A 12,825-nucleotide genomic window follows, 5' to 3' on the forward strand; every position below is an offset into this window, starting at 1 on the left:
TGATTTTTTTCACTATCATTATCGGTTAGGTGGAGTACATTATGAATATCCTGAAAAATAGTTATCTTCACGCAGCATCTGGTATGTACATCAACTATTTCTTATACGGGATGGTTAATATTATTCTGGCATCTCATATGTCATTTCTAACCGAATCACTTCATACGAATGCAGCCGGTATCAGCTTGCTGGTATCTGCTATCGGATTTGGACGCCTGGCTACACTATACGTATCAGGCTTATTATCGGATCGATTTGGACGAAAACCGTTTATTATCATTGCAGGTATTCTCATGGCTGTCTTCCTCGTCGGAATTCCGCTCAGTCCAAACTTAGGAACAGCCGTTATTTTTGCAGTGCTCGCAGGAGTTGCCAACGCCTGTATGGATTCGGGTACCTATCCCGCGCTCATTGAAGCATTTCCAAAGGCGGCTGGCTCAGCAACGGTATTAGTAAGAGGTGTTATCTCTGTCGGAGCATCGCTGCTGCCAATTATGATTTTATTTATCATGAACCAAGGTTGGTTTTATGGATATGCCTTTTTCCTGCCTGCTGTTATCTTTCTGCTCAATACCTTTTTGATCTATAGAGCAAAGTTTCCGAGTATAAAGTGTAATGACGAAAACAAAGAAACTAAGACGGTTACGGAAGAAGTACCCCAAAAACCGGTATTTCATTCTCCCCCGAAGTTTCGGATAGAAGGACTTTGCTTAATCTTACTTGGATTCACAGGACCTGCTCTTCTATATGTTATGCAGCTCTGGCTGCCTACGTATGGACAGCAAATGATCGGACTAACCGAAGCAGAGTCGCTTAAGCTGATCAGCTACTATAATATCGGCTCCTTAGTCTCTGTGTTTTTTCTTGTTATTGCACTTAGCAAGTGGTTAAAACCAGTGAGTGTCATTCTTTTATATCCTATTCTTTCCCTATTCGCATTTATACTGCTTCTGACCGTGAAATCTCATATGGCTGTGATTGCAGCAGTCTTCTTGATTGGATTTACCATTTCAGGCGTATTACAGTTATCGCTTACTGTAATGAGTGAATTTTTTAGTGAACGAAAAGGACAGATTACTGGTTTCATGTACACTGCTACCTCCATTTCCTATACGACAATCCCCTTTGTCACAGGACTGTTGCTAGAGCATTTCCATGTTCGAAGTGTATTTGAACTCGCTGTTGCTATCAATCTAATCAGTATTGTATTAGCCATTGTGGTCAATTACAGATACGCTAGTGTGTTTTTTACCAGAACACTGTTTTTCCGAAAAAAAGCAGATTCTCGAAAAGAAAAACGAAATCTTTTATATCGTTAAAAACAAATGAAACAGCCCCTGCCTTCTAAACAGGGGTTTTTTCATATAGAACTAACCTTATAAGAAACTTAGGGCTAATTCGCGTGGGCTCTGCTCACGATATCGTTCACAATCCGTTCCAGCTCGGAATAGCTTTTTTCCCAGGTGAAGACATTCGAGTCGCGCTCTCCATTCTTCGCCAGTTTTAATCTCAGATGATCATCTTCAATCAGCCTGATGACATCTTTAGCTAACCGATTCTCGTATCGATAAGACATAAGACAGTTTCGTTCATGCACTGCATATTCTGTGTTGCCTCCTGAATAACAAGCGACAAGAGCTGCTCCGCATCTCATGGCTTCAAGACCCGGAAGTGAACCAGTATCGTATGAACCTGAACTAACATAGATATCTGTCTGGTTATAATGATATCTCAATTCTTCATCGTTCTCTGGAGTGAAGATATTATATTTTCCTGTCGATTGAAGAAACTGTATATCCTTGGAGTCTGCATATTCCCCAGGAGGTGTGATTAAGTTCAACGTCACTTCTGGATGGGCAGCCTTCACAAGATCAAGCTCGGCAAGTAAATATTTTTGTTCCCGATGCCACGAAAAATCCCCTTCTTCTTTTCGGTAGATCGAAGTAATACTCAGTGGACCATTTAATTGCTCCCGGATCTGCATATTTTGAAAAAAGTGGCTGACACCTATAGGTACAATTCTGCCCTTGATTCCATGATTAAGAAAAATCATATCTTGCTGCCACCGAGATAATACAAGTAAATGAGGGGTTAGATGATACGAAGGAAAAGAATACTGGTTATCTCTCAGAAAAGTAGGCTCATAACACAAGGACAATCGTACATGCAGCCCCTTCCCTTCTTCGCTGGCTTGCTGCGCCGGATAAGCTGTTGTGTAAAAATTAGATAATATGACATCCCCTTTAGGAATATGGCGTGATTGTAAAATGGTCTCCTTTACTTGCAAAATCCGTGCTTTGATCTCATATTCCACTACACCTTGACTTGGCATTACGATCAATACCTCATGCCCCGTATCCACAAGCCGATTCGTAAGTTCCGCGATCATCCGCTGTGCACCGCCGTGACATAACGTATATACAGGTAAAATGTAACGCACCTGCCCTTCACCTCCATACATTCACAGTAAAGCTAACAGAGCAGTCCTATGAAGATTCTGAATGACAGCTACCTCTTTTTCTATCTCTTCCATATGTCTTGCGGTCCCCATCTGTTCATGCATCCGGTACTTGATCAGCGGGATATCCACACATCCAAGTTCATAATGCGGAAGTAATCTAAGCCACATCTCATAATCATGTGCATAGCGGAAGTTCGGATTGAACAGCCCCACTTTACCGAATACCTGCGTATCTAGCATGACGGAACAACCGTTGATCGGACAATACGATAAAAGAGTATGAATCATGTCTGACCTGCTTCCGAGTTTCGGATAGATCGTTTCGGTCTGCTCACTAAGTGAATTCATATAATGATAAGCCGATTGGGTAAAAGACAAGCGTTTTTCAAGCATATAATTCACTTGTGTCTCCACTTTATGGGGAAGAAAGGCATCATCACTGCTCAGCCAGGCAAAATACTGCCCCTTCGCATGTACAATTCCTGTATTTAGTGCCGTAGCTGTCCCCCCATTCACTTTACGGATATAGCGAATTTGATCTTTATAAGGTGTAATGAGTTCTGTATGCTGAGTTGATCCATCATCCACGACAATAATTTCGATATGGAGATAGGTTTGCTGTAAAGCACTCTCGATGGCTTCTCCAATATATTTGCAATTATAAAAGGGAATGACGATGGTCACGACAGGTTTGCTATTCACAAGCTTCTCACCTCACTTTTACTCATCAAGGATTTTCCAGGCCAATAGTGCATCAACAGGTTCATGTTCTGTTCCATAGGATTCCTCAAAAGAGGGGTTCTTTTGATTGTGAAACCCTTTGAGGACAATGACCTGATATCCAATACTTTCGAGTTCCTCTGCTTCCCAACCGCTGTAATGATTTTGATACACTTCACCCTGTAAGTTGTAGTGATCAACCCCTTCTTGAGGAAAAAAACCGCGCGGTGTAAAGATAATAATCCGATTTTTTGCAATTTTTTCTGCTTGCTGAAGGATCGAGGTTCCATCTTCTTTTGTAAAGTGTTCCAGAGAATCAATCATGGTTACCGCAGAAAATGAATTGGGAAGAAATAATTGATCTAATAGTTTAGCATCTGCGTTCAGGGGGATGACATGTGGAGCTCGGTAGACGCGATGTTCCAGATAGGGCCGGTAGATATCCAGTGCTACAATGAGCCTAGACTCGTAATATTCTAATAAAACACCTAGACCGCTTCCAACATCAAGTACACTATCTGAGAACCGAAGCAATTCACTCAATAATGGCAAAAAATCAGTTTTCTGTATTTCATGATACACTCGTTTTCCCCCCTTCCTTACCCTCCTTGCGCTTGAATCATCTGCTGAACCCGTTCCGCATACCTGGTTTGAATCATTCGGATTTCTTGCTGGATTGCATCTGCATATTTTACAGACCCCATTTCATGATGTTTACGGTAGGCAGTCAGCGGTTCCGACAAATAGGGAACTGAATATCCCTTCAGCAGAACACGGTACCATAAATCATAATCATGCGTATAAGGCAGAGATTCATCAAATAATCCTACGGTCTCAACCAGTGATTTATGAAACATAACCGTACATCCATTCACTGGATTCCCCGAAAGAAAAACTCGCAGCATTTCCGTACCTGTCATCGGGGAACTCCCAGCACGGTATTGGGTTACACTGTTATCTTCATTAATATAGTTAAAATTGGTATGAGAAATGACAGCCTGCTGATTCAGCATGAACTGTACTTGTTTCTCTATTTTCTCTGGATAGAACCGGTCATCCGAGCTGAGCCAAACGATGTACTCTCCAGAGGCATACCGAATTCCATGATTGAGTGCGGATGCCGTCCCGCCATTCGCCTTACCAAGATAATAAATAAAAGGAAGATAGGGATGAATTTGTTCCGTATACTGTGTAGATCCGTCATCCACTACGATAATTTCTACCATAGAATACGTTTGACTGATTGCACTGCGAATGGCATGTGAGATATAGGGACAGTTATAGAAAGGAATGACCACCGTGACCAGAGGGAGCGAATTCATGCTTGCCCTCCTTCCTTACTACGGCGATGGCGGTGATCCTGGAGTACATCTTCTATAGAAGAGGCAAATGGGATTTCTGGTTTCCATCCTAATTTGGTAAGAGAAGCGCAGGACTCCGAATCATCCTCTATAGCAGAGACACCTCCAGGACCAGAAGAAGGCGATCCCCACAGCAGTGGTACCTGCACTTTTGTATTAGAAAGGAGTACGTCAGCGATCTCTCCAAGCGTTCTTTCTTTCCCTGAAATAACAGGATAGATTCTGCCTGGCTCCCCATTCAGCAAAAGCGCAAGATATGCCCGAACGGCATCCCGCACATCTAAATAATCACGAGCATCATCACGGGATGATAGGCGGAAAGGATTCGGATTTTCTCCTTGTTCAGCCGAAATGACATGTGCAGCAAGTAATGAACATATGCCAGTGGAAGGTCCGGGCCCAATCAGATTTCCTGGTTCGGCGTAGATCATCTGCTGGCTATACATCGCTGAGAATGACATAGAAACGAGTTCCTCCATGTACTTACTGAGACTATAAGGGTGAGGAGGCGATAGAGGGAGATCTGGATCAGGAATGTATTTCAGCCGTGAACCAACGATGACTGCCCGGCATTCGGGCAGCGTTCGCATGGCATCGAGCAGGTACAGCGGGGACATCACATTCATTTCAATCGTAGACACGGGGTCTGCCCAGGAGGCAGGTACGGAATTCTGACCTGCTAGATGTAAGATATAATCAGGCTGAGTATGATTCACCAGCCGATTCACTGCTTGACGATCTCCGAGATCACATAAATGGACGGTTACGTGATCATCTTGCAAATCTGCAGAAAGAGATCGGGTGACGGCCGCAACCTTTGCACCACAGGCACGGAGAAGCTGAACTGCATGCCGACCTGTAAATCCAGAAGCACCGGTTACCAGTACGACTTTGTCTTTCAGCCTTGTTGTATCCATTCTTTCAACTCCTTCAGCATGTCGCGATAAGACGGCAGAGGAGGGTTTACATCCTCCCTAGTGACAGCGAGGGTTCGATCCTGTACAAATGTACTATTGGGGACGATTACTGTTTCTTTCAGATCCCATATTTCTTTGAAAAATAATAAAAGCTCATACTTCGATACGGGTTCAGGATGAGCCAGATGAATCAGACCCGACACTTTCGAAGTCATGTACTCATCCACCACCTTAGCAAGCATGAGTGTAGTCACTCCATTCCATCTTGCTTTCGCATACCCTTGCACAACCCCTTTTTGCTGAAAGAACCAATGCATGAGACCGATCCCGTTCTTACGCACTTCCGGTCCGATAATGGAGGTACGTATCGTAAGATGACCCGGGGAACAAACTTCCCCGAGTGATTTGGTAATCGCATATATCGTCTCTCCATCTGGTAAATCCTCTTCTGTATACCCTCCTGACCGGTCTCCTTTGAATACACAATCTGTGCTGATATGAATGAGTTTTGCACCGATTTGATCAGCCAGATTCGCAAGGCGATGCGGTAAAAAACCATTTACATGGTAGGCTTGAATTATATTTTTCTCTGCATATTGATTTAAAATCCCCACTGCGTTGATAATGACATCAGGGTGAACCGCTTTTACGAGCAGATCGACACTGTGAATATCATTTACATCCAGGATCAGTCCGTTTGGATCTTTCTTATTACGAGATGTATAAAACACCGTGTGGTGTCCTTGTTGTTTGAAGTATTGAACCATCATGTGCCCTGCCATACCTTGACCACCAATGATGAGCAGTTTCATCCAAGGAACCCCCCGCGCTGCAGGATTTCCTTAATCTCCTCTTTCGACATCAGATTAAATTCCGAACTGAAACTGGAGAAGGTCACCGGCTCGTAGTATTTATAGTGTTCTTTTAGTTCAGGCAGATTAATCGTTGGAAGAATGACAAGGTATTTTTCATCATAAACAACGGTCGTTCTGCTCTCGAACTCACTCATCAGAATTTCGTGAATTTTTTCTCCTGGCCGAGTACCTCGTTCCACGATTTGAACACCAGATACCCCTGCATCTTCGATTAATACTTCTGCCAGATCTACAATTTTGCAGGTAGGCATCGTCATTACAAAAATTTCTCCGCCCACACTTTTTACAGAAGCATCAAATAAAAGCGATATCGCATCGCGAAGCGTAAGGAAGAATCGTGTCATCTCCATATCCGTAATCGATACTACGCCTTTATTCTTAATCTGATCCTTAAACAGATGGACTACACTTCCGTTCGTACCCAGCACATTACCGCCCCGCACGGTTACGAATGCTGTTTTGCTGCGGAGTAAGTTCGCATATACAATCAGCTTTTCTCCAATCGCCTTTGTCATTCCATAAAAGTTCGATGGATTTGCTGCTTTATCCGTGGAGATATAGATCACTTTCTTTACTTCATTCTCTACCGCTGCCTCAATTACATTCTGAGTACCAATGACATTGGTCTTTAACGCTTCATAGGGTTGATCTTCGCAGACAGGTACATGCTTCAGCGCTGCTAAATGATATACATAATCGACTTCTTTGCAAGCGGCAACGAGCGCTTCCTTATCCCTGATATCTCCGATACAAAAACTGAGGCGGCTGTCTTCAAATTCACGGCTCATGGCTACTTGACTTGATTCACCGCGAGAATATACGATGACTTCTTTAGGATTTAAAGTCAGTAATTGAGTGATTAATTCATGCCCCCAAGAACCGGTACCTCCGGTAACGAGAATTCGTTGATTTTCAAACATGCAGCTTCCCTCCAAGCAGAAATTTAACTACTTTGTCCGATACGTCTTCGGCAAGATACCCTTTGGGACACTCCCAGGAACGATTTAGTTCCATCATCAGCGCTGCGGATGCAGCAATGCGGTCTGCTTCAAGCCCTGATACAATGTTACTTCCGCAATCGACGGTCTCTGGCCGTTCGGTAGTCTTACGCATGGTCACGGTAGGCACTCCCATAATGCAGCACTCTTCCTGTACCGTTCCGCTGTCCGTTAGGGCGCAGCATGCATTTTGCTCCAGCAAAAGAAAGTCAAAAAAGCCGAAAGGCTCATGAAATTCTACTAGCGGATGCATCGTAAGCTTCAAATGTTCTTTAATCCGTGCAGCTGTACGAGGGTGAATACTGCAAATAATCCGTTTTCCATGTTTCTCTGCTACGAGATTAAGTCCTGTCATAATGGCTGCTAGATGCGCGGGATGATCTACATTTTCTGCACGGTGGGCGGTAACGAGAAAGTATTCTCCTTTTTCAAGGCCCAAGGTTTTCATAATTTTGCTGTCCAGCATACGGTTTTCATAATGCTTCATTACTTCGTATATGGGATTGCCCGTGAGTACGATTCGCTGACTAGGGACACCTTCCCGGATTAAGTGTGCTTTGCTTTGTTCTGTATAAGGCATATTAATGCTTGATATGGCATCAATTACCCGGCGGTTTTTCTCTTCTGGTACATTGAGGTCGTAACACCGATTCCCTGCTTCCATGTGAATGACCGGAATACCCATTCTTTCCGCAAGAATGGCCGATAAAGCACTGTTCGTATCTCCTAGCAGCAAGATTTTATCCGGCTTTTCCTGAATTAGAATCGTTTCCAGCTGACTAAACATCGCAGACAATTGCTTACCAAGCGTAGCTGCTTCATCCTGAAGTACATAATCTGGAGATCTCAGACCTAAATCTCTAAAAAATTGGCCGCTGAGACTTTCTGTGAAATTCTGTCCTGTATGCACAAGGATGTGCCGATCTGCATAACGATCCAGCTTAGGAATAATAAGACTCAGCCGGATAATTTCCGGTCTTGTTCCAAGTACCGTCATGATCTTCAAGGTGACCCCTCCTTTTTCATGAAGTCAACTTTCGTTTTTTCTGAGACCTCAGAGGCTTCATGGCAGAACGTGTTTGTTTCCTTTTATTTTTCTTCATTGGCTTTATCTTCATTGTATTCCTCGATTTTTTAACGGTTTTTCTCAACCGCGCAGAGGTTGATTTTTTCTTTCTTTGATGAATAATCTTTTTCTTGCTTTTCGCCGGTTTACGCTTTTTGGCATGAGTTCGCAGACGAGCAGAGGGTGTACCAAACCAATCCGGGAATCGGCTCATGAGGTTACGAAACATCTCTTCCGCGCGGTTCTTATATGCTTCTGCACCGTATCGCTGCTCTGCGGCTACTTTGCTTCGTTCGCCCGTACGTGCAGTTTCCTCTGGGTTTTGGATACAGACAGCCATCTTGCTTGCTAGTTCCTCAACGCTACCCGGCTCAGCGAGTAAATGCGAATTACCGACAGCCTCCATCATCTCCTGAAGACCTCCCTGCCCAAAGGCAACAACCGGTGTTCCAAAGTAAAGACTCTCCAGTGCCGTCATCCCAAAACCTTCTTTGACCATACTCGGAACGACGGTAAGATCCATCGCACAGTACGCCTCACTAACTTGTTCAAGAAAAGGAGTAAAGATGAATTGATGACGGTATCTCGATTCAGCAATCATTCTCACACATTCGTTGTAATAGACTTCATCAACCGGGTTTCCTATAATCCAAAACCTGCTATGGGGATATGATTCACATAAAGACAGAGCACTTTGTACGAAAGGCAGTAACCCTTTGGCATCGTATATAAATGTGGAGATATAACCAATGCAGAAATGTTCAGGCGATAGTCCAATCATGCTGCGCCTTGTTGCTCGAAGATCGTTCCACTGATGAATTGCAGCAAGAGAAGCATCCCATGTGGGCGATAATACGGTGGATTTTGCGGAGATATTGCCGCCTTGTAAGGGTTCGAAGACGGTTTGCGAGATGCCGATTACCCAGTTGCTGAACTCATCAATGATCTTTATGGATTCACCAGTATACGCGTTCATGGTAATGGTTTCGGTAATTTTCCAAATCACCGGGATGTTAAGCATTCGTGCTGCCATGGCAGGTACCGCATTCACACAGGTATTCGTGAGTACGATTTGGGGGGATTCTTTTTGCAGCAGACGGATCACAGCGTGGGAAGATGGGGTATGCATTAACCGATCTGCTTCATGCCTAAGTCCCTCATAGGGGGTGTATATGGTGTGAAGCAGTTCATAAGACTGGACTTTTACCCGAATTCCATTCTTTCGAGCTAGCCAGGAGATCAATCCTTCACTAGGGACCACGAGTACACAGCGAAAGTAAGGACTCATTTCTTGGCAAAAGCGCAACAACAGCTTTTCTGCCCCCGTAATACTTTGGCTGTGACTGATATGACTGAATAACATTAGTTTTGGCTTTCGTGTCATCTCGGGCGTACAACCTTCCTGCTTACTTGCCTAACTATAGCCAGCGAAAGGATGTGCGTTGTTCACCTCCTTCGATTGTGCGTTTGAAGGATCATGGCTCTACCTCAATATATGAAATACGGCAAATGACGGCACGACATATGAACCCTATCATTCGCACATAATTTACAGCATGCTCGCTATGAGCCGAATATCGTCTGAAGCAGGGAGTGAATACGGTGGTGATACGAGTGCTCTTTCCAAGTGCGCTCAAAGCCTCTTAGCGCGATTTCTCTCCGTTTATCTTCATTTGAAAGATAATAATCAATTTTGTCCATCATCTCAGCAGCCGTCTCGTACGTCTCAATCTCTACTCCAGGTGTATAAAAACGGGCTAAATCTGTCCTAGCATCGGTAAGCTGCAGGGTTGCACAAGCGTTAATCTCAAAAGTACGAGGATTGGGCGATAAAGCGGGGATTTTCAGACTATTATTATTTACGGAATCATCGTCATGGGAACGGTGTAAGTTGAGCACAATCTTTGTTCCGTTATAGACATCTTTCGTCTCTTCTGGACTCATCCAGCGATTCAGTTCAATCTTGCGTTTATATTTTTCAAAGTCAGGGAGTCGATCCCACCATATTCCGTTGAATACGGTTTGATGCGACATCATGCGGGGGAGAAGAGGATTGAAGTAATTCACACGATTCCAATATCCTGACCCAATGAAGCTGACGTCTCTGCGATGAATGGTAGGCAGCGTATTCGGGTGAAACTGGGGGAGATATGCAGCAAAAGGTAAATAATGCACCTCAGGACATCCATGACTCTCATATAGCTCGATGCAATTGAGTTCAAGTGTGAATATATAATCATAGCGGGGAGCAATATTTATCGTTATATCTGTATAGTAAGGATCATCTGTCAGCCAAATTGCGGTTCGAATTCCTTGATTTCGAATCGCATCTACCTGTTCTACCGGAAAGTACATTCCATCTAAGACCAGCACGAGATCAGGCTTCAACAAGGCTGCCATTTCTGCAATCGGTTCATGAGGTTCTACTACATGAAGAGTCGTAACTAAGTCTCGCAACGTCCCTCTTATTGCCTCGTCCAGCGGCGAATAAGGAAACCCCTTGCCAGAAGAAACATATAGAACATGAACAGGGCGTACAGGAAAAGGCTCTACTGCTCGGTTCATCATAAAATTTGCGCGGCCGCGCAGATATCCATCTTCATAACCTCTTTGGAAAGATGTACTCTGATTCGCTGGATTTACTGAATATGGTAACCGCTTCGGTCTTGCTCGTACTGTGTTCTTTTTCGAAGGCTTTACTCGCTTTATGGCCACCACGATCACCCTCCTTCTTCTTGTCTATTCACGAAGTGAATAGTTTACACATACCTCAGCAGCATCTGAATGCGCGTCTGAAAGGTATGATTCTCATGTGTTGTATATAGACTTCTCCAAGCAACAGCTAGCCTTTCTTCTTCATTCCTAAGATAATATGCAATCTTATCCTGCAGCTCAGCACCATTTACAAAAGTCTCTATATCGTATCCTGGCCTGTAGTAATTCGATAGATCCTCTCTAATATCTGTGATTTGCAGGGTTCCACAGGCGTTAATTTCATACGTTCTGGGATTAATAGAACCTGCAGTAATCTGATGAGTGTTCCGATTATCCAGCCCATATTCATGAGGTCTATGCATATTAATCACGATTTTTGCTCCGTTGTAGTAATCTACCGTTTCCACTGGAGGAATCCAGTCCGGCTTGATAAAAGAAGCGAGTAAGTCTTGTCTCTGCAGTCTGCCCCACTGTCCTCCTGCAATCAGGACACGCTTATTTCTCAGAAAAGGAGCAAGTTCATCACATAAAGAAATACGATTCCAGAATCCATTGCCAATGAAGCAAACATCATATTGATAATCTAAGGATGTCTTACGAGGTGAGAAAAGGGATGTGTTTACACCGAGCGGAACATGATGGACATGCTTAGCTCCCTGGTTTTGATAGAATGGTATCGCCCTAATTTCATGGGTGAACACTAGATCGTAGTGCAGACAAATGTCTGCTGTATCTTCTGTAAAATAAGGATCATCTACGAACCAGATCGCTGTACGAATACCTAATGCCCGAATCTCATCGATTTGTGATAAATGATTCTCAGGAAAGACATGAAGACCATTCATGACAAGCACAAGATCCGGCCTATGGATCGTTGCATATTCTTTCATATGAGCTGGACCCGCTACGATACATTCAGAGACCGTCATTTGAAGCGCAGCAATCACGCCATCATCGATCGCTTCAAAACCTTGCGGAACATAAAGTACTTTCATGTTTCGGATAACGGTCCCCGGTTGCTTTACTCTCTGAAGGATTGCTTCACACCCGCCGAACCGAACCCCTTCCGCATATCCATCACGATAACTTTGCTTCCTCCTTGTAAGTTTCACCTCGCACTCCCCTATCTCTCTTGTACATTAGTTCATGTAGTCCCTTCTAACTATATGCCCTAAGGTCAAGTGCATCATGGACGTGTGTCCGGAGCCTACGAAAATTGGCGTTTGTACGGCAGACAGTTGTCTATGTTGCGTTATGTATATGTAAGTCTATTCGAGTGACTTGTCCTTCCGAAAATAGAGCCTAAGCCGTCATCTTACACGTCTGTTTTACATAAGACAGACAAAGATGACGGCCCTTACGAGCTTAGATCTCTTCACCTTGATAAGCGAGTGCATGACCATCTTCGAACCCTTTGGCAAATCCGACGTTGAACCCTTCGTTGTATGCGTCGTTGTACGATTTGAGTCCGGTTTTTTTTGCTTGCGAGTGTCCTCTCTCGGTAGTTTTGCGTGAGACCTTTCGTTTTCGGTTCTTCTTTTTGATTATTGAAGAGGTTTTCTTTCTCAACAGAGATTTGGTCTTCCGCCCTGTCATCTTCTTTTTTTTCTTCGCTGATCCCCCTGATTTCGGCACCGAACGAGTTACCTTTTTGGCAGTACCTTTTTTTAAGGGTCCCGCTTTTGAAGACTTTTTTCTTTTCACCATCATTC

At 43.9% G+C, this 12,825-nt stretch carries 13 protein-coding genes; 1 reads left to right on the forward strand and 12 read right to left on the reverse strand.

Translation table 11 applies throughout. From position 1 onward, the window contains the following. Positions 1-41 precede the first annotated feature (41 nt). Positions 42-1,319, forward strand: coding sequence for an MFS transporter (locus PV403_RS15430; protein WP_332085205.1), 1,278 nt, complete (start codon positions 42-44; stop codon positions 1,317-1,319). Between the two features lie 74 nt (positions 1,320-1,393). Here the strand turns inward: PV403_RS15430 and PV403_RS15435 are convergent, their stop codons facing one another. The 12 genes from PV403_RS15435 to PV403_RS15490 all read right to left on the reverse strand — a co-directional run bounded on the left by PV403_RS15435 (position 1,394) and on the right by PV403_RS15490 (position 12,817). Next, complete coding sequence (locus tag PV403_RS15435) at positions 1,394-2,440, reverse strand: glycosyltransferase family 4 protein (protein WP_332085206.1); 1,047 nt, start codon at positions 2,438-2,440, stop codon at positions 1,394-1,396. Positions 2,441-2,461: 21 nt separating this feature from the next. Next, a complete protein-coding gene (locus PV403_RS15440) occupies positions 2,462-3,163 on the reverse strand; it encodes a glycosyltransferase family 2 protein (RefSeq protein ID WP_332085208.1) in 702 nt (233 codons plus the stop codon). Positions 3,164-3,181: 18 nt separating this feature from the next. Further along, entirely contained in the window at positions 3,182-3,763 is a 582-nt protein-coding gene (locus PV403_RS15445) for a class I SAM-dependent methyltransferase (RefSeq protein WP_332085209.1), read from the reverse strand. 17 nt (positions 3,764-3,780) lie between these two features. Then, a complete protein-coding gene (locus tag PV403_RS15450) occupies positions 3,781-4,503 on the reverse strand; it encodes a glycosyltransferase (protein WP_332085210.1) in 723 nt (240 codons plus the stop codon). Further along, entirely contained in the window at positions 4,500-5,459 is a 960-nt protein-coding gene (locus PV403_RS15455; RefSeq protein ID WP_332085211.1) for an NAD-dependent epimerase/dehydratase family protein, read from the reverse strand. The genes PV403_RS15450 and PV403_RS15455 overlap by 4 nt, the downstream gene beginning before the upstream one ends. Beyond that, the gene (locus PV403_RS15460; protein WP_332085212.1) at positions 5,441-6,271 is read right to left on the reverse strand and encodes a dTDP-4-dehydrorhamnose reductase family protein; all 831 of its coding nucleotides are present in this window, start codon (positions 6,269-6,271) and stop codon (positions 5,441-5,443) included. The genes PV403_RS15455 and PV403_RS15460 overlap by 19 nt, the downstream gene beginning before the upstream one ends. After that, the gene (locus tag PV403_RS15465; protein WP_213533954.1) at positions 6,268-7,254 is read right to left on the reverse strand and encodes a polysaccharide biosynthesis protein; all 987 of its coding nucleotides are present in this window, start codon (positions 7,252-7,254) and stop codon (positions 6,268-6,270) included. The genes PV403_RS15460 and PV403_RS15465 overlap by 4 nt, the downstream gene beginning before the upstream one ends. Continuing rightward, on the reverse strand, positions 7,247-8,338 hold the full coding sequence (wecB, locus tag PV403_RS15470) for a non-hydrolyzing UDP-N-acetylglucosamine 2-epimerase (RefSeq protein ID WP_332085213.1): 1,092 nt from the start codon (positions 8,336-8,338) through the stop codon (positions 7,247-7,249). The genes PV403_RS15465 and wecB overlap by 8 nt, the downstream gene beginning before the upstream one ends. Positions 8,339-8,354: 16 nt before the next feature. After that, positions 8,355-9,782 carry a glycosyltransferase family 4 protein gene (locus tag PV403_RS15475; RefSeq protein ID WP_332085214.1) on the reverse strand — a complete coding sequence of 476 codons (1,428 nt, stop codon included), beginning with the start codon at positions 9,780-9,782 and terminating at the stop codon, positions 8,355-8,357. A gap of 179 nt (positions 9,783-9,961) precedes the next feature. Further along, entirely contained in the window at positions 9,962-11,113 is a 1,152-nt protein-coding gene (locus PV403_RS15480) for a CgeB family protein (RefSeq protein WP_332085215.1), read from the reverse strand. 44 nt (positions 11,114-11,157) lie between these two features. Then, a complete protein-coding gene (locus tag PV403_RS15485) occupies positions 11,158-12,225 on the reverse strand; it encodes a CgeB family protein (RefSeq protein WP_332085216.1) in 1,068 nt (355 codons plus the stop codon). 253 nt (positions 12,226-12,478) lie between these two features. Continuing rightward, the gene (locus PV403_RS15490) at positions 12,479-12,817 is read right to left on the reverse strand and encodes a hypothetical protein (RefSeq protein ID WP_332085217.1); all 339 of its coding nucleotides are present in this window, start codon (positions 12,815-12,817) and stop codon (positions 12,479-12,481) included. Between the last annotated feature and the right edge of the window lie 8 nt (positions 12,818-12,825).

It is taken from the genome of Paenibacillus sp. GYB006 (assembly GCF_036577645.1).
Classification (GTDB): Bacteria; Bacillota; Bacilli; order Paenibacillales; family Paenibacillaceae; genus Paenibacillus.

What these genes read in the sequence shown, in the direction of transcription:
- PV403_RS15430 (WP_332085205.1), top strand. Translation starts at nt 42, where the DNA reads ATGAATATCCTGAAAAATAGTTATCTTCACGCAGCATCTGGTATGTAC.
- PV403_RS15450 (WP_332085210.1), bottom strand. Translation starts at nt 4,503, where the DNA reads ATGAATTCGCTCCCTCTGGTCACGGTGGTCATTCCTTTCTATAACTGT.
- PV403_RS15455 (WP_332085211.1), bottom strand. Translation starts at nt 5,459, where the DNA reads ATGGATACAACAAGGCTGAAAGACAAAGTCGTACTGGTAACCGGTGCT.
- PV403_RS15460 (WP_332085212.1), bottom strand. Translation starts at nt 6,271, where the DNA reads ATGAAACTGCTCATCATTGGTGGTCAAGGTATGGCAGGGCACATGATG.
- PV403_RS15465 (WP_213533954.1), bottom strand. Translation starts at nt 7,254, where the DNA reads ATGTTTGAAAATCAACGAATTCTCGTTACCGGAGGTACCGGTTCTTGG.
- PV403_RS15475 (WP_332085214.1), bottom strand. Translation starts at nt 9,782, where the DNA reads ATGACACGAAAGCCAAAACTAATGTTATTCAGTCATATCAGTCACAGC.